A 23,392-nucleotide genomic window follows, 5' to 3' on the forward strand; every position below is an offset into this window, starting at 1 on the left:
ATACTGAATGTTATAAAATTGTATTTTGAAAAGGGGGATGTTGTATGCGTATTTTAGTATTAGGAGCGGGAGGCGTTGGAGGATTTTTTGGTGGCCGATTAGTCGAAAAAGGGGAAGATGTTACGTTTCTTGTCCGCAGTAAAAGAAAACAGCAATTAGAGGGTACGGGACTTGTTATTCGTAGTGTTAACGGGGATTTTTCCTTTCAACCGAAATTAATAACGAAAGAAGATAGAACTTCTCCATTTGATGTGATTTTATTTTCAACAAAAGCGTATCACTTAAACGAGGCAATTCAAGATTTGAAACCGTTTGTAGGTGAAAATACTGTAATCATTCCATTATTAAATGGTATCGCTCATTTATCACTATTACAAAAGGAACTCGGTGAGGATAAAGTAATTGGCGGTTTATGCTTTATCGAGACGACGTTAAACGATCAAGGAGAAATTGTACAAACTAGCGCTGCCAACAGACTTGTGTATGGAGAAATTAAGTCTCAAGATTCAGAGAGAATAAAGCATATTTCTAAAGCATTTGCAGATACGAAATCTAGTTTTGTTTTAAGTGAAAATATTACGCAAGATATGTGGCATAAATATTTATTTATTACTGTAATGTCAGGTGTGACAACATTAATGCGTGCACCAATAGGACCAATCCGTGAAAGCGAAGGTGGACGTGATTTTATACGAAGCTTATTTGAAGAATGCATGCAAATTATGAGATGTATTGGGGCACCAGTTAAGGCTGAGATTGCCAAGGAACATATGAAAACAATTGATAAAATATCATATGATATGAAGTCATCGATGCAGCGGGATATGGAAAAAGGTTCGTCTATTGAAGGGCAGCACTTACAAGGATATTTACTAGATGTAGCAGAACAATTTTCTATAGAAGCACCATTATTAGGAGCAGTATATCAAAATTTGAAAGTGTATGAAGAAATGACCTTAAACAGATTAGCAATAGAATTGGATGTATGAAAAAATAAAAAAGAAAGCAATATATAAGTGTATTGCTTTCTTTTTTTATGACAAATTATTTATTTCTTTTCGTTCTATCTGTCAAATTTATTTCCTGTTCACGTTTACCGTATAATTGATTAATCTCATTTGCTAACGCATCTAAATAGGAATCGGAAAAAATAGGCTTCTTTTCTTTAGACATATGGGTCTCCTTTATCGGTTTTTTAGTATTCATTATGTATATTTACTGGCGGATTATGCGCAATCATTTTAAATTTTTTCTTTTTCAAAATTTTTGTTTACATTTTGAAAATAAAGGAGTATTATAATCCACAGTTTCAATTTTCTAAATCGCTGAAACCGCATGGTGCGGGGGACCCGTTCTTATGGATTAATACTTAATCCAATGGGGTGAATCCTTGAAAAAGGTAGGGCTACTCATAGGCCCGAATCCGACAGCTAACCTCGTAAGCGTTATATTGAGAAGGAAGGTGGAGCTTGTGCGACAAAAAATATAATGTCTACAAGTCTATTTCGTTATGGCTTGTAGACATTTTTTGTTTTCTGAAGAAATAGTTTATCCGCTGTAACTAGCAGAAAAGTTCGTACAAAATTATTGGAGAGTGGACAGCAGTGGTTTCATCTATTAAAAGATTTTTAATTGGAAGACCGTTAAAATCAACTGAGCTTGGAGAACAAAAGCTCAATAAAACGAAGGCGTTAGCAATTTTGTCTTCTGACGCTTTATCATCGGTTGCTTACGGTCCAGAGCAAATATTAATTGCTTTAGCAGGTCTTGGAGCAATCGCTTATTGGTATTCTATTCCGATAGCTGTTGGGGTATTAGTATTATTGACAGCCCTTATTTTATCTTATCGCCAAATTATTTTTGCTTATCCGCATGGCGGGGGCGCATATGTTGTATCAAAAGAAAATTTAGGAATGAATCCAGGCTTAATTGCTGGAGGATCTTTATTGGTCGATTATATTTTAACAGTTGCGGTAAGTGTGTCTGCAGGTACAGATGCGCTAACATCTGCTTTTCCTAGTTTACATGCACATAATGTAATCATTGCGATTATATTTGTTATATTTATTACTATTTTAAATTTAAGAGGGGTAACGGAATCAGCTTCCGTTTTAGCATATCCTGTTTATTTATTCGTTTTAGCACTATTTATATTAATTGGTGTAGGGATATATAATATTTTAACGGGACACGTTTCACCGACTTTACACACGCCAATTGGAACGCCGGTTGCAGGAATTAGTTTGTTTTTACTGTTACGAGCATTTGCATCGGGTAGTTCGGCTTTAACAGGTGTAGAGGCAATCTCTAACGCAATTCCAAACTTTAAGGATCCTGCACCTAACAATGCAGCGAAAACATTGCTTGCAATGGGTGCATTACTTGCAGTTTTATTTTCAGGAATTGTTTTCTTAGCTTATTATTACGGAATTACCCCAAGTAAAGAAGTAACAGTTGTTTCACAAATTGCTGAACAAACATTTGGACGTAATTTCATGTACTATTTCATACAAGGTACAACAGCTTTAATATTAATCCTTGCTGCTAACACAGGATATTCTGCGTTTCCGTTATTAGCAGTAAACCTTGCAAAAGATAAGTTTATACCAAGAATGTTTACGATTAGAGGAGACCGCCTAGGTTACTCAAATGGAATTATTATACTTGGAATTGCATCGATTATTTTAATTGTGGCTTTCCAAGGGCAAACAGAGCATTTAATTCCGTTATACGCAGTAGGCGTATTTATTCCATTTACCCTTTCTCAAAGTGGTATGGTATTAAAATGGCTTCGCGAAAAACCTGAAGGATGGGCATTAAGATTAACGGTTAATTTAATTGGTGCAGTTATTAGTTTTATCGTAATGAGCATGTTCTTTTTAACTAAATTTGCACAAGTTTGGTCGATTCTTATTTTCTTACCTGTTATTATCTTCGTGTTTCATCGAATTAAGAAGCATTATGATGCAGTGGGTGATCAATTAAGTTTAAAAACTTGTGAACCTCTTATTCCAATTGAGGGGAATGTAATTGTCGTTCCTGTAGCAGGTATGACGCATGTAGTAGAAAATTCATTGAACTATGCGAAATCTCTTTCGGCAGATCAAGTTATCGCAGTATATGTTGCTTTTGACAGAGAAGAGGAAAAGAAATTTGAAGAGAAATGGAAGAAATGGCAACCTGAAGTAAGGCTTGTTACATTACATTCTCATTATAGAAGTATTATTCAGCCGCTAACAAAGTTTATTGATACAGTACAGTATAAAGCGAGTGAATCAAATTACCGAGTTACGGTCGTTATACCACAGTTTATTCCGAAAAAAGGTTGGCATAACATTCTTCATAATCAATCTAGTTTACTCATTCGTGCTTATTTACTTTATAAAAGAAATGTTGTTATTACGACAGTTCCATATCATTTGAAAAAGTAAGAAGGTTTTTTAAGGATAGCTTTACGAAAGTGAAGCTATCCTTTTTGTGTATACGCTATGCATAATTGCATATGAGCCTAAAAGATATATTAATATAATTTTTATATCTGTTAGTAAATAGAGGTTTTTGTTGTGATATATGGATATTTCAATTGGAAAAGTGAAGCGGATTATATTTTGAAATAAGGACATGAAAGCTTGAAAATAAAGGGAATGAAAATACTTCTTTACGATAGATAAATAGCTGTGTTTAAATGACCTTACAGTACAAAACTTATATGAAAACAAAACGGAATTTCATATTTACGTACGTTGTTTAGTTTAAAATGAATAATATTTTTATGTAATATATTCACTGTGTGAATGTGGAAATGGCTATAAAATAGAAATTTTATACAATGTTATTCATACTAATCACATATGAAATGTTTTATAACAATAAGTAAGTACTATAGCAATAAAAGTTGAGAGAGGTGGTTCATACATGGATCGCGGTGAGAACGTTCTCTATTTTAACCATCTCAAATTATGTGCAAGAAAATAGAATAATAAAATGCGATAGTAATAGTTGCTAATACATAGGAGGAGTTAAAGTGAAAAAGACTTTAATTACAGGGTTATTGGTTACAGCAGTATCTACGAGTTGTTTTATTCCTGTAAGCGCTTACGCTAAGGGGGAGCAAACAGAAGTGAAAACAGTATATGCACAAAATGTAATTGCTCCAAATACATTATCCAATTCAATTAGAATGTTAGGATCACAGTCACCACTTATACAAGCATATGGACTAGTTATTTTACAACAGCCAGATATTAAGGTGAATGCGATGAGTAGTTTGACGAATCATCAAAAGTTTGCAAAGGCAAATGTAAGAGAGTGGATTGATGAATATAATCCGAAGCTAATTGACTTAAATCAAGAGATGATGAGATATAGTACTAGATTTAATAGTTATTATAGTAAGCTCTATGAACTAGCAGGAAACATAAATGAAGATGAACAGTCAAAAGCAGATTTTACAAGTGCATATGGAAAATTACAATTCCAAGTACAAAGCATCCAAGAGAGTATGGAGCAAGATTTATTAGAGTTAAATCGATTTAAAACGGTATTAGACAAAGATAGTAGCAACTTATCAATTAAAGCTGATGAAGCAATAAAAACACTGCAAGGATCAAGTGGAGATATTGTGAAATTAAGAGAAGATATTAAAAGAATTCAAGGAGAAATTCAAGCTGAATTAACGACTATTTTGAATAGACCTCAAGAAATTATTAAAGGTTCTATTAATATTGGTAAACAAGTATTTACAATTACAAATCAAACTGCGCAGACGAAAACAATCGATTTCGTTTCTATCGGTACTTTAAGTAATGAAATTGTAAATGCTGCAGATAGTCAAACGAGAGAAGCAGCTCTTCGCATTCAGCAAAAGCAAAAAGAGCTACTACCACTTATTCAAAAATTATCACAAACTGAAGCCGAGGCGACACAAATTACATTCGTTGAAGATCAAGTAAGTAGCTTTACAGAATTAATTGATCGTCAAATTACAACTTTAGAAACGTTATTAACGGATTGGAAAGTTTTAAACAACAATATGATCCAAATTCAAAAGAATGTTGAAGAAGGCACGTATACAGACAGTAGTTTACTTCAAAAACATTTCAATCAAATTAAAAAAGTTAGTGATGAAATGAATAAACAAACGAATCAATTTGAAGATTACGTTACAAACGTTGAAGTACATTAGAAATAAGTAACGATATAGGGAGAGAAGAAAAATGACAAAAAAACCTTATAAAGTAATGGCTCTATCAGCACTTATGGCAGTATTTGCAGCAGGAAATATTATGCCGGCCCATACGTATGCAGCTGAAAGTACAGTGAAACAAGCTCCAGTTCATGCGGTAGCAAAAGCTTATAATGATTATGAAGAATACTCATTAGGACCAGAAGGCTTAAAAGATGCAATGGAAAGAACAGGTTCAAATGCTTTAGTAATGGATCTGTACGCTTTAACAATTATTAAACAAGGTAATGTTAATTTTGGTAATGTATCGTCTGTTGATGCGGCTTTAAAAGGAAAGGTGATTCAGCATCAAGATACAGCGAGAGGAAATGCGAAGCAATGGTTAGATGTATTAAAGCCACAGCTTATTTCAACGAATCAAAATATTATTAATTACAATACGAAATTCCAAAACTATTATGATACTTTAGTTGCTGCGGTTGATGCAAAAGATAAAGCAACGCTTACGAAAGGTTTAACCAGATTATCAAGTAGTATTAATGAAAATAAAGCACAAGTAGACCAATTAGTAGAAGACTTGAAGAAATTCCGAAATAAAATGACTTCGGATACGCAAAACTTCAAGGGTGATGCAAATCAAATTACATCTATTTTAGCTAGTCAAGACGCTGGAATCCCGCTTCTGCAAAATCAAATTACAACGTACAATGAAGCGATTAGTAAATATAATGCAATTATTATCGGTTCATCTGTTGCGACAGCTTTAGGGCCAATTGCAATTATCGGTGGTGCAGTAGTTATTGCTACGGGAGCAGGAACGCCGCTAGGAGTCGCATTAATTGCAGGAGGCGCAGCGGCTGTAGGCGGTGGTACAGCTGGTATCGTATTAGCGAAGAAAGAGCTTGATAATGCACAGGCTGAAATTCAAAAAATAACAGGACAAGTTACAACTGCTCAATTAGAAGTAGCAGGATTAACGAACATTAAAACACAAACTGAGTATTTAACAAATACAATTGATACTGCAATTACAGCGTTGCAAAACATTTCAAATCAATGGTATACAATGGGATCAAAATATAATTCATTACTTCAAAATGTAGATGCAATTAGTCCAAACGATCTTGTTTTCATTAAAGAAGATTTAAACATTGCAAAAGATAGCTGGAAAAACATTAAAGACTATGCAGAAAAGATTTATGCTGAAGATATTAAAGTAGTAGATACGAAAAAAGCATAATAATAATTAAACTGTTATAGCATTACGTATAGATAAGAGATTTTTAAATAATAGAGAGCTCCTGTTCAGTAGTGAGCAGGAGCTTTTTATATCCTTATAAAGAAAATAGGTGAAAAGTATGCAGAAAAGATTTTATAAAAAATGTCTTTTAACGTTAATGATTGCTGGAGTAGCAACGAGTAATGCATTTCCGTTACATCCTTTTGCAGCAGAACAAAATGTAAAGGTGTTACAAGAAAATGCCAAAAATTATTCTCTCGGACCAGCAGGATTCCAAGATGTAATGGCACAAACGACATCGAGCATATTCGCAATGGATTCATATGCAAAATTAATTCAAAATCAACAAGAGACTGATTTGAGCAAAATAAGTTCGATTAATGGTGAGTTTAAAGGGAATATGATTCAGCATCAAAGAGATGCAAAAATTAATGCGGCGTATTGGTTAAATAGTATGAAGCCTCAAATTATGAAAACGGATCAAAATATAATTGATTACAATAATACTTTTCAAGCGTATTATAGTGACATGCTAGTAGCGATTGATCAAAAGGATAGCGGAAAATTAAAAGCGGATTTAGAAAAGTTGTATGCCGATATTGTAAAGAATCAAAATGAGGTAGATGTATTACTAAGTAATTTGAAAGCTTTTCGCGATAGAATGGCGAAAGACACAAATAGTTTTAAAGAGGATACAAATCAATTAACAGCAATTTTAGCAAGTACGAATGCGGGCATCCCGGCTCTAGAGCAACAAATCAATACATATAACGATTCGATTAAAAAGAGTAATGATATGGTTATTGCTGGTGGTGTACTTTGTGTAGCGTTAATAACATGTCTTGCTGGTGGACCGATGATTGCGATTGCGAAAAAAGATATCGCAAATGCAGAACGAGAAATAGCAAATTTAAAGGATAGAATTTCGGGAGCGCAAGCAGAAGTCGTAATTTTGACAGATGTGAAAAATAAAACAACAAATATGACTGAAACAATTGATGCAGCAATTACAGCACTACAAAACATATCAAATCAATGGTATACAGTAGGTGCAAAATATAATAATTTACTACAAAACGTAAAAGGAATTAGTCCTGAAGAGTTTGCATTTATAAAAGAAGATTTACATACAGCAAAAGATAGCTGGAAAGATGTAAAAGATTATACAGAAAAATTACATGAAGGCGTGGCGAAGTAAACAGTGGACTAGTTCCTCTGTTTATTTTTTATCTCGTTTTTAGTGAGAGTTGGACTTGTAATTTGATAAATAAATTTTCCGTGTGTTTTATCAATGTAGCTTTTGGATAATGTTTAGTCAAATTGATACTAATAACCTAGATATACTTCTGATCAAGCTTTTTATATGTAATGTTTTAATGAAAAAAGCTATAATGTAATCAAAACTAAAAATTGGAAAGGAAACACCAGAACATGGAAAATTATTTATTATTTATCCTTACAGCAATGCTAATCATAATGATGCCTGGTCCCGGTTTTGCACTAGTTACAAAAAATACTATCTCACATGGTAAAAACGGTGGGATAAAGACCGTTTTAGGAACGGTATCTGGAATGATGATTCATACAATAATGGCTACGTTAGGACTCTCTGCTATCCTAATGAAATTTGCTATGTTATTTACATTTATAAAATATGCTGGGGCTTTTTATTTAATTTACTTAGCTGTAAAGTCAATTAAAAGTGCTTTTTCTAAAAAAGAAGATATGTCAGTTTCAGTGGAAATGAACTCTAGGGATATTGGGACTATTAAAAGTTTTAGACAAGGATTTACAACGGCAATCTTAAACCCAAAAACGGCTGTATTTTTCCTAAGTTTTCTCCCCCAATTTATTGTGAGTAATCAAAGTCATTTCTTCCAATTTCTTTTATTAGGGCTCACATTTACGATTTTGACAGCAATATGGTATTTACTTTATATCGCACTCATACGTCAATTAAGAACTTTTTTAAGAAAAGAACGAGTGAACCGTACAATTGAGGGTATTACGGGCGCAGTATTATTAATATTTGGAGTTAGGTTGTTTTTCCAAAAATAAATATGTAAATGAAATGAGAGATAAATAATGGTAGTTATTCTTCGTTTCATTTATTCTAAAGCTACAATTTTATAGTTGATTTCACACCTTCATACTAATGTTATATACATATCTAACTTGATCTTCAAAAATGAGTTCCTTAATCATCTGGCGCATTTGCTGTATAAGAAAAAATCAAGGTAGTTTAGATAATTTAAACAAAATTGATACTTCATTTTTTTTCTTAACTAAGCAATTTCATTTTTAGGTATTATAACTTAAGGGCTGTGGAACAAATTTTTCTTCAACTACTAACCAGCTAATAAAATCTTGGATATTTTTCAAAAATGTTTACTGTAATGGAATAAAAGGAGAGCATATATTAGTCATGGTAATATATGCTTTCCTTTATTTTATTGGCTTCTATAACTTAAATATTGATAACGTTACGATAGGGGGCTCATTGCCATAAAACCGAAATTTTGTTTTGGAGTAATTTTATAACACCTAGGAACAAAAAAATGTACATTTTATGCTAAAGATACTGAGCTTCTTATCTCAGGGTATTTGCTTTTCTTAGTTTGATTGTGATGTGGTGATACCCCATCGCTATCAAGCTAAGCTCATACAACGTCAATTATAGTAGAGAGTGTTTCTTTTTTCTAAAGGTTATGTGTAAGGAATTTAAAGATTTGCATACGAAATAAACCCTAACGGGTTTCATTTTTTTGAATTAAGCCGCTTGATTATTAGACATGGTACAATTGTAAACGACACCTAATATATCAAAGACTGTTTTCTTCTCATATCGATGAGATTTTCTCCCGTTTTGCTGTAGGAGGTTGAACAGGCGAATTAGAATCTTTGATAGCTCTTGGGTGTCTTTCTGTATAGCTTGGAAAAGAAGAAGAAAGTAATCTTTAATCATATATATGGCCTTATATTCGCTCAGTTCTCGTTTCTTTTTCATAAGAAGTAATTGCCGCATTTGAAACATAGTAGAAGAACAGAGTAGAATGGCAATCAGTTGCCCATACAAATGGCATTCTAATCGTTCTCGTTTTATTTTTTTACAATGGTGAATATGAAAGAATGATTTCCAAGTTTTAAATAAAATCTCGATTTGCCAACGTAAAGAATACCAATCATGCACTTGTCCCATCGGGATAATCTCTATAGGCGTGTTTGTCATATATACATTGATACCACTGAGTCGTTTGCTACGGGGAGAATACTTCATTCCTTTCTTTTTTTCTCGTATAGCTTGATCCCGCAATCTTTTTTGTTGCTGTTCTTCTGTAAGTCGATGAACAATGACACGAGCTGGTACTTTATCGACCATTCCTACATAAGCATCATATATTTCATATGTTTGTCCTGGTTGAAGAGAATTCATTACTACCTCCATATCTACCTGTTTATATTCTGTTCCCTTCTTTAGTTTTCCATTTTGATAATAAGTAGGATTGGGATTTTTTTGATAAATACGTGTATTAGATTTAATGCGAGAAATATAGTAAGCCTTTTTATCCTGTATATATTGAAGATCCTTCAGATGAAAATAGCCTAAATCCCGAATACACAAATCATCTTCTTTTACAGTGGGTACGCAAAGGGAACCGTAAGTTCGATCATGTTGTTTCCCTGGTCCTGTATGAATATGTAGAAAATGCCCACTTAAAAGATCATACTCAAGTTGAATTTTCATTCCTGCAGTATGGCTGCAACCTCCCGCACCAGGATAAACGGAAGAAAATATATTTGGAAGTTGAAAAGCCGTAGAATCTAGAATACGAATACGCTTAAAAATTGAAGTACATGGAGAAGCAATTGACATAGATGAAGTTAATTTTTTGTTTAAGAGCTCAGCTAATATATGTTGTAAAAGTTGTACAGCTGCTGGATTAAATCGTTGATTCAGTCCCTCAGGACTGATAAGTATTTCTGTTGATGCCTCTAAACAACTAGATAGCTGAGCTAAGGAAGTTGTCGCGACATTTTGACTCATCCATACACATAAAGCGACTAAATCTTGTGCTTGATATTTACTAATCCGCTTTACAAAACCAACACTTCGCGCAACAGACCGTAAGGTGTTTGGAGATAGGGAACTTTGAATCTCTTGAGCAAATAGTTGCAATTCGTCAGACACAGAAACAGACATAAAAAACGCCATCCTTTCCTATGATTCTACAAATAGAATAGCGTAATTTTTAATTTAAGGGAATTTTGTTCTGCTATCAAGATAGCAATATGGTGGTACCCCTTACTGTATTTCACATATTCTCCCCTCTTTATTACATTTATCTCGCGCCCTCTTCGCCCATAACAAAGTACTTTCACTGATTCCTGTCATTTCTGCCACCTGTTTATAAGAATGGATCGTTAATAATGTTAACTCATGATTTATTTGTTTCTTATTATATTTCTTTGACCGTCCTTCTCTAAAATCAGGATTTAATTTCGCAATCGCTTTTCCTTCCTGTGTACGTTCTACGATCATATCTCTTTCAAATTCCGCAAATGCACTCATTACACTAAATATTAATCTTCCAATAGGTGTTTTTTCCACTAATACCATATTAGGCCTAGAAGGAGCACCTACACTGGGAAGTGTAAATCAAATTCCAAAACTATAAATACTGGATTTATACTAAAAAATAAGCATTTTGAAAAAACTCATCAAAATGCTTGTTTAAATTTTTACAATGATGTAAATAAACCTTCCCCGATTATTCTTCCCCATGTTTATTTATTATACTTTTGAAGAAAGGCTTTTACTTTTTCATAAGCAAACTGAGTACTCAAGCTATCTGGTGCTCCATCAAAAACATGGTCGGCTCTTGGAAGAAGATAAAGTTCATGAGAAACGTTATTTTCTTTTAGTTTTCTATCCAAAATTTCAGCCTGTTCTTCTGGTACAATTCGGTCACTTGTTCCTAAAAGTGTAATAGTAGGAGGTGTTTTTTCCTGAATGTAACTAATCGGAGAAAGTATTTTATAACGATCAGGGAATTGTGACGGTGTACCCCCAATATATTTTTCCATTACATCTTGCATATAATCAGGACTTGGGCTATTCTTATAAATTCCCTCCATATCAGACAAACCGTATATATTAATCACAGAGTTAACAGTTACTGATGGTACATTTGTTGAAGGAGGTAACTTTGTATCTCCCATACTATAGGCGGCTAGCATAGCTAGATTTCCACCTGCTGACTGTCCCATTACGTTTATTTTTTCAGGATCAATATTGTAAGCATCCGCATGTTCTGCTACCCATCCTATTGCTGATTTTACATCAGCTACTTCATCTTTCCATCCTGCATGAGGTGGCATACGATATTGTATAGCAAACACAGTATATCCTAATTCACTTAACCATTGACTCCAGTGAGGGGCCTTTTCTTTATCACCCTCAACCCATCCACCTCCATGCACTTTTACAATAGCGGGATGTAGTGATTGTTTTGAGTCTCCATGGGCTCGCCATACATCAAGCTTTAATTCCACGCCATCAGGTGTTGTTTCGTATACGACGTCCTGTGTGAATTTTGATGTGATTTCTGTCTTACCAAAAAAATGAGAACTAAGTGAAACGGAAACATTCTCTTTTTTTGCATAGTTTAACATTTTAATGATTGGCTCGACAGTTAGAAAACTTAATAATAAAACTAAAGGGATCAAAATTGCACGAGCTAGTAAAGCTTTCCTCCAGACAGCTAATACTAATAAAATGATTATCACAACAGTTATACCTAATAGCAACGTAGGTATTATCAATGCACCCGCTCCGAGGGCACTCATTATATTAGGAAAACCGCCTGGATTCCAAATATAGTATGTCATAATGCTGATAATAGGCAATACAATTACTGCAAGGATTGTCAGTAACCATTGAATAAAACCTCTAGGCCTCCATGAGGTTGGTTGTTCTTGATGTTTTTTTTTCACTTTTCTAACTCCTTTCAAACAAATAAAATACCTTTTTAATAAAAATACCTCAAAAAATAATTTAACTCTAATTTAATGATGAACTAAGTAGATAGTCGTTATGTGAACCATTTATTCTCCTATTTTTGCATTCAACCATTATATATTTCACTAGCATTCACTTACTCTTGCAACGACCTGCTACCCTGAAGAAGAAATTATAGCATACGAAACCAGATATGATAATCTGCTTAGTAAAGGGTATGAAGAAAATATCCAAACTAAAGGGAAATATGCCAAGGAATCCGAAAAGACTCTCCTGAACAGATTAACGAAGTATAAATCGAATCATTTGCTATTCTTCAGGGATTTCAAGGTAGCATATAACAATAATCTTTCCGAGCGAGATTTACGAAAATGCAAGATGAAACAGAAGGTATCAGGTTGCTTTAGAAAACAAAGCGGAAATGAATTGTATTGCACGGTTATGAGCTTTGTTGAGACTTGTAAAAGAAAAGGAAACAACTCTCTGTTCTAGAATCAATAGAAAAGGTATTTACAGGTAGACCAGTTCAACTATAGACTGGTCTATTTATAGTTTTTATTTAATCATTAAGGCTGAATAGTAACAATCAATCTGAAAATCCAAATGAAGGTAAGAGTAAATTTTTGACAAAGCTTCGCTAAAACGCTAAAATAACGTTTCATGTGAAAATTTAAGATGAAATGATGGGTGAATATTTGGTTGAATGAAATGATATTAATATAAATTAGGAGGAATCGTATGATACGTAATAGAGTTATAGCATTATTATTTAGAATTGGTAGCCTTATTTTTGCATTATATGGTCTATTATCACGTATGGGCATCCAATCGGGCGAAATGAATTTTAAGATATTTATGTACTATACTATCCAAAGTAATTTTTTAGCACTGATCTTGTTTAGTATACTTACTATACGTACAGTTAAGGGATTGATAAATGATGGTAAGACGGGAAGTGCTGGCTATTTTCCACGCTTTGAAATGATATGTGTAATTGATTTACTTTTAACACTTATCGTTTATTGGGTGTTGCTTGCTCCTACTACCTTTACAATGGGTGGAAGTTTTTATCTTTGGAAATTTGATAATCTTGCAGTACATTTGATTACACCTATTCTTTGCCTTGTAGATTATTTTCTATTTACAGAATCTAATCATTTAAAATACCGAGATGTATATTATGTTTTGATATACCCGCTCTCATATGTGGCATTTGCTACTATCGCAGGTCTAATGGGATATGTGTACAATATATCGCCAATTGATGGGAAGCCAGTACATTATGCTTACTTTTTCTTTGACTATGACAGAATAGGAGCAAAATCCCTTGTCTACATCGGTGGCCTTATAGTATTTTTCTTGGTACTTAGCCATATTATGTATTTGTTTGACAAGAAAGTTTATAAACCTTTAGTTGTAAGCAAATAATGTTATCCATTGCAATGATCTTTTGGTTGGTTATTATGTTTTTGTAGTGATTACATCATAACTATAAAAAAGGGTCATTGCTTTTTTATTGGGTTCTTTCACATCTAGTGTGAGTGAACTTAAATCCGACTTTGCCTGACGCTACCCCATGCCCATCAAGCCAAGATTTTGAGGTACCCCAAAAACAGAATTTCTTCTCTCTATATTTATCTATGAAAATTAAGTTCATTTTTTTGCTTTAGGGAACAATCAATTTATTAACTTGATGGCGATGGGGTATCACCACATGCCCATCAAGCTAAAAAAAGCAAATAACCCAAAACGAAAAAAATTGTCATCTCCAGGAGAAAATGTACATTTTTTTGTTTTGGTGCATAATAAAATTCTTTAGTTGATGGCTGTGTAGCACTATTCCTTCAATAAAGATAACCAAGATTTAGAAATCATATTTTCAGTAGAAAATAGCGATTCTAAATAGTGAATTCACAATTATAAGGAGGAATTTAATTATGACAGTAATTACAAAGCTTAAGCAAACTATTTCTGGATTAAAAAGTGCTCAAGCATGTTTAGAAGGATTCGTTCTTGATACTGACAATCAGCAAGCAAAACAACTGTATCAAAATGCAGCTCAGCAAGCGCAGACAATTATTGATTCTTTAGAACCACGTGTTCAGGAGATTCAACAAGATGAGCCTCAGTATAATCAATAAAACGCAGTCATCTTTAGATTTTTTGTAGAGGTCTTATCATAGTTAGATTTATATATCTGGGGTTCTGCCGTAAACCCATCAAGTTAAGAAATCGGTTGTTCCTCAAAACGAAAAAACCGAGCTAAATTCTCATAAATAACTGTAAAATAATAAAATTGTCGTTTTGGTGACACTTCAAAATACTTGCTTGATGGATATGTGGTGCTACTCCCTTATAAACAAAAGAAATCCCTCTAAACTAATTAGAAGGGTTTCCTTTTTGTTCAGCTTAGATACATTCTATGTAGAATCATTGAGATACACTAATTCACCACAATTTATGCTATTTTCAAATACTCCAAAATAAACTTCCGAACATTAGTTGACATTCAAATCCTCATAAACATTGGGCTTATCCTAATTCCCCTAATATCCTTAAAATTAGGAAGAAAAGTATACATTTAAAATATGATAAAGTGAAACTGTAATCAGTGGGGGATTTAATCATCCCCCACTGATTATTAGCCTTCACCAATTGGGATTTTACGGGCAGTTTACCTCCCACCTAACTCCTTTGTTTTTACAAATAATACTCAAACATTTTTGCAACCTTTTCTTTCATTTTTTCTTTTATAGATAATTGATTGACGTCAGAGGATGTTACTCGCTTTGAATTTTGTAAGTCTACATTAATGACTGGCTTTATTTTAGAAATATAGTCAGGGTCATGGATATAACAGTTTATTTCTTCATTTAAATGAAACGAGCGCGAATCAAAATTCACGGTCCCAACCATCAATACGTTTTCATCAATCAAGAATGCTTTACCGTGTAACACTCCCTTTTTATAACCATATACTTCCATTCCTTGTTTTAATGCTTTTCGGATATATGGGTACGCTGCTTCTTTAACTAAAAGTGCATCCGAATGAGGTGAGAACAGAATTTTGATACGAACTCCCCTCTTTCTTGCATCTACTAATGCGTTCCAAATAGTTTTGTCTTTGGGTATAAAATAAGGTGTTACTATAATGATGGACTCTTTTGCTTGTTGAAACAGCCCTGCATAATCTTGCCCAAGTTTTTCTCCGCTGTAATATGCAGTAAATTTATGCGAGGTTGTTCCCTTTTCCTTTGTCGCACTGTGTATCGGAATCGGTTTCTCTGAGTTTTTCTTCCAATCTAAAACAAATTGGTGTTCTAGATCTTGAACTCCTTCTCCTCGTATTTGAAGGTGATAATCTCTCCAGTGACCTAGTTTTGCTTTTTCTCCCAAATACTTCTTGCCAATATTAAATCCGCCAATGTACCCAATCCTTCCATCAATAGCTGAAATACGACGATGATTTCGATGATCCAAAGAAGCGAAAAGATAAGGAAAAGCAGGCTTATTGTAATACGTAAAATGAACTCCTTTTTTTACTAATAATTCTCTTTCCTTTTTCTTTAGTAAAATTCCTCCTAGCCTATCTACTGCATAGTATACTTCTACACCTTCCTGACTTTTTTGCCTCAACAAATCTAGAAACTGATGACTTACTTTATCATCAGCAATAGAGAAGAAGCTAATATACACGTAATGTTTTGCTTGCTTTATATCTGAGAATAATTGATTGTTTAACTGTTTCCCATCTGTATACATAGTAATATCACTTTGACGAATAGGGTATTGGCTAGGCTGTTGGGCAAATCTCCCACTTTTTTCAGCTACTGTTCTGTCGATTTCACCCCAAACAAACAAAACTAAACATACAGCGATAAATACAAAGAGGAGCAATCGAAAAATTATGCCTATCTTTTTCAGCATATCTAATCTCCTTTATATACCATTGTTTTTTTCTGTTAGTTTTTGTTGTCGGGACAAAATTATTCCTTAGCCATCCATGAAGCTAGTCTTTACCATAGAACATGCTAGTGATTTCATCCAAGTGATTCAGACATATCTATTACTTTCGTTATTTTACTGCTTTTTGATGATTCATATATATATTTTATAGTTTTTAAAAACTCTGTAAGTGTTTTGTAATATTTACGAGAGACTTTTTTAACAGTTATGAGAGAGAAAAGAAAGATTTGTTATATATGATGAAATTAATCTTACTAGTAGGTGTTCTAATTGACCTAGAAATCAAGGAGGAAAAATAACAATGAAACAATTGAGGCCAGCAATTAGTGTATTAGGTAGTGTATCGATGGCACTGACTCTAGCATCTCCTGCTTTAGCAGATGTAAAACAACCGAATCCAGGAGCTACAGTTGAAATATTCAAAGAGAATGCAAATGCAAAAAAAGAAGATAAGAATTTCACGCTCGGATCTGATGGGGAGATAGGTTCGCTCATTACACAAAACATTGAAATGGTAAACAATGATTGGGACAAAGATGGTATTTCTAACGACTTAGAGATTAATGGATATAAAATTGAATTCAATTCACAAACTGGAAAAAATGAAGCGAAAGCATGGGATCCTGAGAAGGATAAAGGGAAACCAAAATTTATATCGAATCCTATGAATGCAAATACCGATGGTGATCCTTTTACTGATATGTATGAGGTTGAGAATTATAACAACGATTCTGATACTAATTTCAATCCGATAGTTGCCAACATACCTAATTTGCAAATTGGTGTCAAACGAATTGAAGTAATTCCTATTGCAACCATTACGGATAATAATGGCGGATCAGTTAGCAGAGGATGGGAAAAAAGTGTATCTACACAACATTCATTTAATGTAGGTTTAAGTGGTTCAGGTGGTGTAGAAGGCTCAGCAGCCGGCCCTGTTCCTTCCGGAAGTGTTTCAGCAAATGTGGGATATGGATATTCAAAAACAACTACGGAAACGGAGAGTTATACAAATAATTTTGATTGGTCTACTGCAACAACTGTGGATACAGCGAACGCAGCAAAATTACGTGTACATTTGGAATATAAGAATGTAGGAACAGCATCTGCTGAAAATGTTTCCCCACATTTTAATATTCGTTTAGGAAACAAAATTATTAATACTGTAAAGGCAACACAAGATCGTTATAAAGCAAACTATTTAAGTACAGAAAAAGGTGGACGGAATAAAACAGAAGTAGTAATTGACAGTTTAGAAGGACAAGCAGATGCAAATATTGTCTTATCTTTGGATGAATTAAAAGCTGTTGAACAAGGGGAACTTCTTTCGATTGAAGTTTTACCTACAAGTACAATGGATTTATCTATTGAAAAAGGTGAAGAAATTATGCATTTGGGGGATTCAGGGAGATATGAGTCTAGAGTGAATGCAGCTACTGAACAATTAGAAACAGATATAGGAAATATACCAAAGTTTAGGGTATATACTCCTAAAGACAAATCCCTTGCTGATAAGCCAGTGTTATCCTATAACGAAGTTTTTCAACATGTAAATATAGATACGAAAAAAGTAAATCATATTGTAAACAAGGCTAAAAATACTAATAACGTATCAGTGGTTTCAGCTAATAATGGAACTGATGCATTAAACGATTTAAAAGCGGGACAGGGAGATCGCGGTTATTTACATAAAGACTCTGTACACGGTGCTTTTGCAAAACTTCAGCAACCAACATTAGTAGAAGGTAGTTATGATTCTGTGACTCAAAAGATTAGGGCAACAATTTTACCTGGTTTATTTGGAGTTAGTAAAGAGATTCCTACTACGTATAACAAGAAATGGTATGCTCCGTCACAAACAGTAACACTAGTTAAACGTGAGAATGGATTTACATATGAGTCTAGAGAAAATATACACCCTATTAAATCTGAAATTGCTGCGCACCGAAAAGTTACATTTGAAATCAATGACGCACACAATTTAACGCCTATACAAAAGATTGATACTGAAATTAAAGCTAATAAAGAATTTGAAGATTATGTAGTAGATAATTCAGGTGAATTTGTTACAGAAGGAGTTCCTTATACTGTGGCCTCATATGGAAATACAGCTTATTGGGGAAGTCATCATGCCGGGAATAAATGGGAGTATCTTTGGTCTGAAAAATCTAGCGATGAAAAAGTGAATGTAATTATTGAAAGAGTAGGTCAACCTAAACCTGGAAAGCCAATTAAAAAGGATGAAGAGGTATTAATTAAATTTCAAAATCCTATTTATGCAGATTATGCATATTTAAAACTTCAAGATAGTTATATCCATTTAGATCAAAAACAGAACGCAAGTACTTTTAAATTTAATCATGCATATCCAAAGAATTTCACTGGACACCATAAGCAATGGAACATACTATCTAATGGAAACAAGTTAAAGGTAGGATATTTAATCGATTATATGAAATATGGTAATGGAGAGAATGGGACTGATACTATAGCATGGAATCTATCAAGAGTTCAGTAATAGGTAGTAATGCTGTTGCTAAGTTTGGAAAAAGAAACGGAAATGAATTGAATCCGAAAAGTTAAATACAATAATTTAGGTTACTAATAAGGAATGAGTTCGATGTTAAATCGGACTCATTTCTTTTAATTTATATAATTTAGTAACTACTATTTTAAATACTTATCTAGTCATATAAGTAATCAAATGTTAAAATTACTATCTGTATTACATGATATATTTTCTGAATTTTCATTCGTTTAGAGGCTGAAATGTGGAATTTTGATTTATTTATGTGATTAGTTTCTATATCTTTACCTATAAAGATATTTTTATTGGATAATAGAAAAAATTTTGTGTTATTGGTGAAAAAGAAGTGAGGATAGTATATGAAGAAAAGAATTTTAATTGTAGAAGATGAAGAAAATATTCGAGAAGTATGCAAACGGTATTTAGAAAGAGAAGAATATGAAGTTTATACCGCTGTAAATGGTAAAGAAGGTTGGGATTTATTTCTTACACATCAACCAGATTTAATTATATTAGATTTAATGATGCCAAAAAAAGATGGATGGGAATTATGCGAGGAAATTCGTCAACAGTCAAATGTCCCTATTATTATGTTAACTGCTAAGGGAGAGGAAAGGGATCGAATTTTAGGCTTAACAATGGGGGCAGATGATTATTTAACCAAGCCATTTTCCCCTCGTGAATTAGTATTAAGGGTTCAAATTATACTAAGAAGAGGAAGTCATGTACCAATACAAGCGAAAGAATCCTTGTTGGAAGTAATAGAGTTTCCAGATTTAAAAATATATCCAAAGACAAGATATGTACTTGTTTGTGATAAGGAAGTGGAGTTAACGGTGAAAGAGTTTGAGGTACTTTATCTCATGGCAAAGCATCCAAAACAAGTATTTTCTCGCTCGCAGCTTCTTGAATTAATTTGGGATTTTGGACATGAAGGGGCATCAAACACAGTTACCGTATTAGTGAGTCGTTTACGTGAAAAGCTCGAGAAGCATACGATAAAGAATCGTTGGATTCATACGGTTTGGGGTATAGGATATCGCTTTGAGCCAAATGGAGGAAATGAAACATGAGATTACGTATTCAATTGTTACTCATGAATCTATTAAGTACCAGTATTATGGTAATTGCTATATGGTATAGTGAGACCAAAATGTTACTTGAACCGGAACAAACGCGGTTATTAACAGTAATTGCATTTGTGGCATTCATTATTTCAACGGTTATTTATTGGTTAATGACACGCCCTATCATGAGATCTATACAAAATTTAATAAAATTGACGAAACAATTTAGTGATAGACACTTTGAAACAATGTATATAATTGGGCAAGAACCACGTGAGTTTAAAGAATTAGCAACAGCCTTTCAACAGATGGCAAAAAAATTAGAAGAAGGGTTTACTAAGTTAGAGGAGCAGGAAAACTCTCGTAAGGAGCTAATTACCAATATCTCACACGACTTACGAACACCTATGGCTAGCATGCAAATGATGATAGAAGCATTACAAGATAACCTGATTGAAGATCCTGAAATGAAAAAGCAATACTTAGCAACGGTTTTAAAAGAAATAGAAAGATTAAATGGATTAATTAACGACTTATTTGATCTTTCAAAGTTAGAGTTTGAGCAAGTAGATTTTCACCCAAGTTTCACACATTTAGATAAAGTTCTATTAGAGGTATTAGAGTCACATTCTGTCTTATTAGGCGACAAACAAATCCATGTGCAATTGGATGTCCCTGATACATTACCTCGACTTTTGATTATGCCTTGTAAAATAGAAAGGGTCATAGGTAATTTATTACATAATGCAATTCGATATTCTCCTATCTCTGGAACAATTGAGTTGACTGTAGTGGAAAATAAACTAACTCAAAAGGTCCAATTCACTTTGCGGGATGAAGGAATAGGAATTTCTCCAAATGATCAATTACGTGTATTTGAACGTTTTTTTAGAACAGACCGATCAAGAAGTTCACAATCTGGAGGTTCCGGACTTGGATTAGCCATTGCAAAATCATTAATTGAAATGCACAAAGGGGAAATTGGTGTAAGGAATCGCGCAGATGGTAAGCAGGGAAGTGAATTTTGGTTCACTCTTCCCATCACATCCGAAAAAAATAAGACAGCTGAAAGACTTTTGTAACATTTACGTTAGAAAAATGAAAGACCTTCTTGTTAATATACTACTACACAGTATGTTACAGGAGGTTTTTTACTTTATGAAAAGAAAATATGTATGGCTTATAGGTAGTTTGATAATTGTATTGGGGATTTTATGGTCATTGTTCCGACCAGAGAAATTATTTATTGATAAGCACGTAAATGAATCATTGCCACAAGCAGAGATACAATCAACTGAAATAAAGCAACAAAGTGATCGAGTAATAAGGGAAGGTCAGTTTCAAAACGGTGTCCATGAAACAGCCGGAACGGCAAAAATTCACCAATTAGCGGATGGAAAACGTGTTTTACGACTTTCTAATTTTGCAACATCTAATGGGCCAGATGTACGAGTTGTATTAGTTCCTACAAATCGTTTGAAAAATAATGAAGACGTGAAAAACTATAAGTATATTGAATTAGGAAAATTAAAGGGAAATAAAGGAGACCAAAACTACGAAATTCCTGAAGGGATAGATGTAAATGAATATGGTTCGGTTTCTGTTTGGTGTAAAAAATTTAATGAAAACTTTGGTGCGGTTTATTTTAATAATTAAATATGAACTTAAAATATCCTCTTACAGGAGAAATTCATATGGGTTATGGTAGTCGCTGCAGCGGACTTAGTTGCTAAGAAGGGCACTCATAGGAGTGTCTTTTTCATATTTCTCAATTTTGGTATATTTTAAAGCTATTGGACGTTTACGGAGAGGTTTTATTGGATTCAAATTTTTCTTAGAGTACAAAATTCGCATTTTGTTGGTACTACATCATCACTATCAAGCTAACAAAACAGAATTCCCCCTAAAATGAAAAAAAACGTTATTCTTTCTGTAGAATCATAGGAAAGAATGGCGTTTTTTTAATTTTATAGATACTTTGTGGTAACCTCAAGTAGGAGGATTTAGCACAGTCAAACAATAATATCTTTTGACTAGAAAGGAGAATGTTTTTTGAAATACCCATTAAGAAAAAAATTAAGAGTGTTTTTTATAGGATTATTAGTACTAGTAATAATCGCTTCTATTTTCGTTTATTATAAGTTTTTAACACCTTCAGCAGATATTCACCAATACAAGGAGTATTATGCTCCAAAAACAACACAAAAAGTATTGAATCAAGGTGAGGTAAAGGTCACATTTTTAGGAACATCATCTTTACTATTTGATGATGGAAATACACAATTAATGATTGATGGTTTTATTTCTAGGCCATCCTTACCAAAAATGTTGTTCAGCAATATAAAAACAGATGAAGATACTGCGGATAAAGTTTTTAATCAAATAGGGGTTGATAATAATAATCTTAAGGGATTATTTATTGCACATACACATTATGATCATGCGTTTGATTTAGCTTATATAGCTAAACGAACTGGAACACATGTATATGGTTCAGAATCAGCAATTAACATAGGTATTGGTGGTGATATAAATAAGAATCAGATGTCTATATATGAAGTAAATAAGGCTATGAAGTTTGGGGATTTTACTGTTACTGTCCTTCCATCGAAACATTCACCAACCTTTGATGAAGGAGAAGAAATAAAAAAGCCACTTAAACAACCAGCTAAAGCCCTAGATTATCATGAAGATTCTTCATATGATTACTTGATTACGTATAATAATAAAACTTTCCTTGTTAAACCAAGTGCTAACTATATAGAAGGGGCATTAGATGATATTCGAGCTGATGTCTTGTTTTTAGGAATAGGGGTATTAGGAAAGCAGGAAAGTACTTTCCAAAATACGTATTACGAGCAAACTGTACGAAAAGTACAACCGAAGCTTGTTATTCCAATACATTGGGACGATTTCAACAAACCACTGACAGATACTCTTGAAGCAATGCCTAAATATGCGGACAATACCAAAAATGGATTAGATTTTATTATTCAAAGGACAAAAGCAGATAAAATTGATTTTCAAATACTTCAAGGTTTTAGAAGTATTTTCTTCTAAAAAAGGGATTCACCACACCTCTATCAAGTTAAGAAACATAAAAAACGATAATAATGAACTTCCGCGCTAAAAAAGCTACGAAATTTTCGTTTAGGGGGCAATCTGTTCTGCTAGCTTGATAGTGATGTGGTGCTACCCTATGCCCATCAAGCTAAAATTTTATAGTAACCCCAGAACGAAATCTTGTACTAACTTGTAACAAAAAAGCTTATTTTTTGTTTTGGGGTATTTGCTTTTCTTAACTTGATGGGTATATGGAGGCGTCCTAACTGGATAGTATAATTATTTATATTAAAAACGCAGTCAATCAAACGGAATGTAATTGAAG

At 33.4% G+C, this 23,392-nt stretch carries 18 protein-coding genes, 1 pseudogene and 1 riboswitch; of the genes and pseudogenes, 14 read left to right on the forward strand and 5 right to left on the reverse strand.

The genetic code is table 11. The annotated features are described in order from the left end of the window. Positions 1-44: 44 nt before the first annotated feature. Entirely contained in the window at positions 45-989 is a 945-nt protein-coding gene (panE, locus tag ATN06_RS09465) for a 2-dehydropantoate 2-reductase (protein ID WP_060630420.1), read from the forward strand. 55 nt (positions 990-1,044) lie between these two features. On the opposite strand, the gene ATN06_RS29575 is transcribed toward panE, so the two are convergent. Next, positions 1,045-1,173 (reverse strand): hypothetical protein, encoded by a 129-nt coding sequence (locus ATN06_RS29575; RefSeq protein ID WP_000031869.1) that lies wholly within the window; start codon positions 1,171-1,173, stop codon positions 1,045-1,047. A 140-nt stretch (positions 1,174-1,313) separates the two neighbouring features. Further along, a riboswitch (cyclic di-AMP (ydaO/yuaA leader) is annotated at positions 1,314-1,460 on the forward strand. 144 nt (positions 1,461-1,604) lie between these two features. On the opposite strand from ATN06_RS29575, the gene ATN06_RS09475 reads away from it, so the two are divergent. The 5 genes from ATN06_RS09475 to ATN06_RS09495 all read left to right on the forward strand — a co-directional run bounded on the left by ATN06_RS09475 (position 1,605) and on the right by ATN06_RS09495 (position 8,483). Further along, positions 1,605-3,431, forward strand: a complete 1,827-nt coding sequence (locus ATN06_RS09475; protein ID WP_060630421.1) for an APC family permease — start codon at positions 1,605-1,607, stop codon at positions 3,429-3,431. A 593-nt stretch (positions 3,432-4,024) separates the two neighbouring features. Continuing rightward, positions 4,025-5,185, forward strand: coding sequence for a non-hemolytic enterotoxin NHE subunit A (gene nheA, locus ATN06_RS09480; RefSeq protein WP_060630422.1), 1,161 nt, complete (start codon positions 4,025-4,027; stop codon positions 5,183-5,185). 31 nt (positions 5,186-5,216) lie between these two features. Beyond that, complete coding sequence (nheB, locus tag ATN06_RS09485) at positions 5,217-6,425, forward strand: non-hemolytic enterotoxin NHE subunit B (protein WP_060630423.1); 1,209 nt, start codon at positions 5,217-5,219, stop codon at positions 6,423-6,425. A gap of 118 nt (positions 6,426-6,543) precedes the next feature. Continuing rightward, on the forward strand, positions 6,544-7,623 hold the full coding sequence (gene nheC / locus ATN06_RS09490; protein ID WP_060630424.1) for a non-hemolytic enterotoxin NHE subunit C: 1,080 nt from the start codon (positions 6,544-6,546) through the stop codon (positions 7,621-7,623). 233 nt (positions 7,624-7,856) lie between these two features. Then, positions 7,857-8,483 (forward strand): LysE family translocator, encoded by a 627-nt coding sequence (locus tag ATN06_RS09495; RefSeq protein WP_060630425.1) that lies wholly within the window; start codon positions 7,857-7,859, stop codon positions 8,481-8,483. Positions 8,484-9,195: 712 nt separating this feature from the next. Here ATN06_RS09495 and ATN06_RS09500 read toward each other — a convergent pair. The 3 genes and pseudogenes from ATN06_RS09500 to ATN06_RS09510 all read right to left on the reverse strand — a co-directional run bounded on the left by ATN06_RS09500 (position 9,196) and on the right by ATN06_RS09510 (position 12,419). Beyond that, positions 9,196-10,626 (reverse strand): IS4 family transposase, encoded by a 1,431-nt coding sequence (locus ATN06_RS09500; RefSeq protein WP_060630426.1) that lies wholly within the window; start codon positions 10,624-10,626, stop codon positions 9,196-9,198. Between the two features lie 102 nt (positions 10,627-10,728). Then, positions 10,729-11,046 (reverse strand): annotated as a pseudogene (locus ATN06_RS09505) (recombinase family protein); the annotation flags it as partial. Positions 11,047-11,210: 164 nt separating this feature from the next. Beyond that, positions 11,211-12,419: an alpha/beta hydrolase gene (locus ATN06_RS09510; RefSeq protein ID WP_060630427.1), complete on the reverse strand. Its 1,209-nt coding sequence runs from the start codon at positions 12,417-12,419 to the stop codon at positions 11,211-11,213. 199 nt (positions 12,420-12,618) lie between these two features. Here ATN06_RS09510 and ATN06_RS29795 point away from each other — a divergent pair, with 199 nt between their 5' ends. From ATN06_RS29795 to ATN06_RS09520, 3 genes are all read left to right on the forward strand, one after another. Further along, positions 12,619-12,936, forward strand: a complete 318-nt coding sequence (locus tag ATN06_RS29795; protein ID WP_420480580.1) for an IS66 family transposase — start codon at positions 12,619-12,621, stop codon at positions 12,934-12,936. Positions 12,937-13,182: 246 nt separating this feature from the next. Further along, the gene (locus ATN06_RS09515; RefSeq protein WP_060630428.1) at positions 13,183-13,872 is read left to right on the forward strand and encodes a Pr6Pr family membrane protein; all 690 of its coding nucleotides are present in this window, start codon (positions 13,183-13,185) and stop codon (positions 13,870-13,872) included. A gap of 509 nt (positions 13,873-14,381) precedes the next feature. Continuing rightward, positions 14,382-14,585 carry a DUF1657 domain-containing protein gene (locus ATN06_RS09520; protein ID WP_018765626.1) on the forward strand — a complete coding sequence of 68 codons (204 nt, stop codon included), beginning with the start codon at positions 14,382-14,384 and terminating at the stop codon, positions 14,583-14,585. Positions 14,586-15,144: 559 nt separating this feature from the next. On the opposite strand, the gene ATN06_RS09525 is transcribed toward ATN06_RS09520, so the two are convergent. Beyond that, positions 15,145-16,371 (reverse strand): phospholipase D-like domain-containing protein, encoded by a 1,227-nt coding sequence (locus ATN06_RS09525; RefSeq protein ID WP_060630429.1) that lies wholly within the window; start codon positions 16,369-16,371, stop codon positions 15,145-15,147. A gap of 340 nt (positions 16,372-16,711) precedes the next feature. Between ATN06_RS09525 and ATN06_RS09530 the strand changes: the two genes are divergently transcribed. The 5 genes from ATN06_RS09530 to ATN06_RS09550 all read left to right on the forward strand — a co-directional run bounded on the left by ATN06_RS09530 (position 16,712) and on the right by ATN06_RS09550 (position 23,064). Continuing rightward, on the forward strand, positions 16,712-18,928 hold the full coding sequence (locus ATN06_RS09530; RefSeq protein ID WP_060630430.1) for a binary toxin-like calcium binding domain-containing protein: 2,217 nt from the start codon (positions 16,712-16,714) through the stop codon (positions 18,926-18,928). Positions 18,929-19,296: 368 nt separating this feature from the next. Then, the gene (locus ATN06_RS09535) at positions 19,297-20,010 is read left to right on the forward strand and encodes a response regulator transcription factor (RefSeq protein ID WP_000746049.1); all 714 of its coding nucleotides are present in this window, start codon (positions 19,297-19,299) and stop codon (positions 20,008-20,010) included. After that, the gene (locus ATN06_RS09540) at positions 20,007-21,086 is read left to right on the forward strand and encodes a sensor histidine kinase (protein ID WP_060630431.1); all 1,080 of its coding nucleotides are present in this window, start codon (positions 20,007-20,009) and stop codon (positions 21,084-21,086) included. Before ATN06_RS09535 ends, ATN06_RS09540 begins: the two co-directional genes overlap by 4 nt. 76 nt (positions 21,087-21,162) lie before the next feature. Then, positions 21,163-21,660, forward strand: a complete 498-nt coding sequence (locus ATN06_RS09545) for a DM13 domain-containing protein (RefSeq protein ID WP_060630432.1) — start codon at positions 21,163-21,165, stop codon at positions 21,658-21,660. 396 nt (positions 21,661-22,056) lie between these two features. Further along, on the forward strand, positions 22,057-23,064 hold the full coding sequence (locus tag ATN06_RS09550; RefSeq protein WP_060630433.1) for an MBL fold metallo-hydrolase: 1,008 nt from the start codon (positions 22,057-22,059) through the stop codon (positions 23,062-23,064). Positions 23,065-23,392: the final 328 nt, after the last annotated feature.

It is taken from the genome of Bacillus thuringiensis (genome assembly GCF_001455345.1).
Lineage (GTDB): Bacteria > Bacillota > Bacilli > Bacillales > Bacillaceae_G > Bacillus_A > Bacillus_A thuringiensis_N.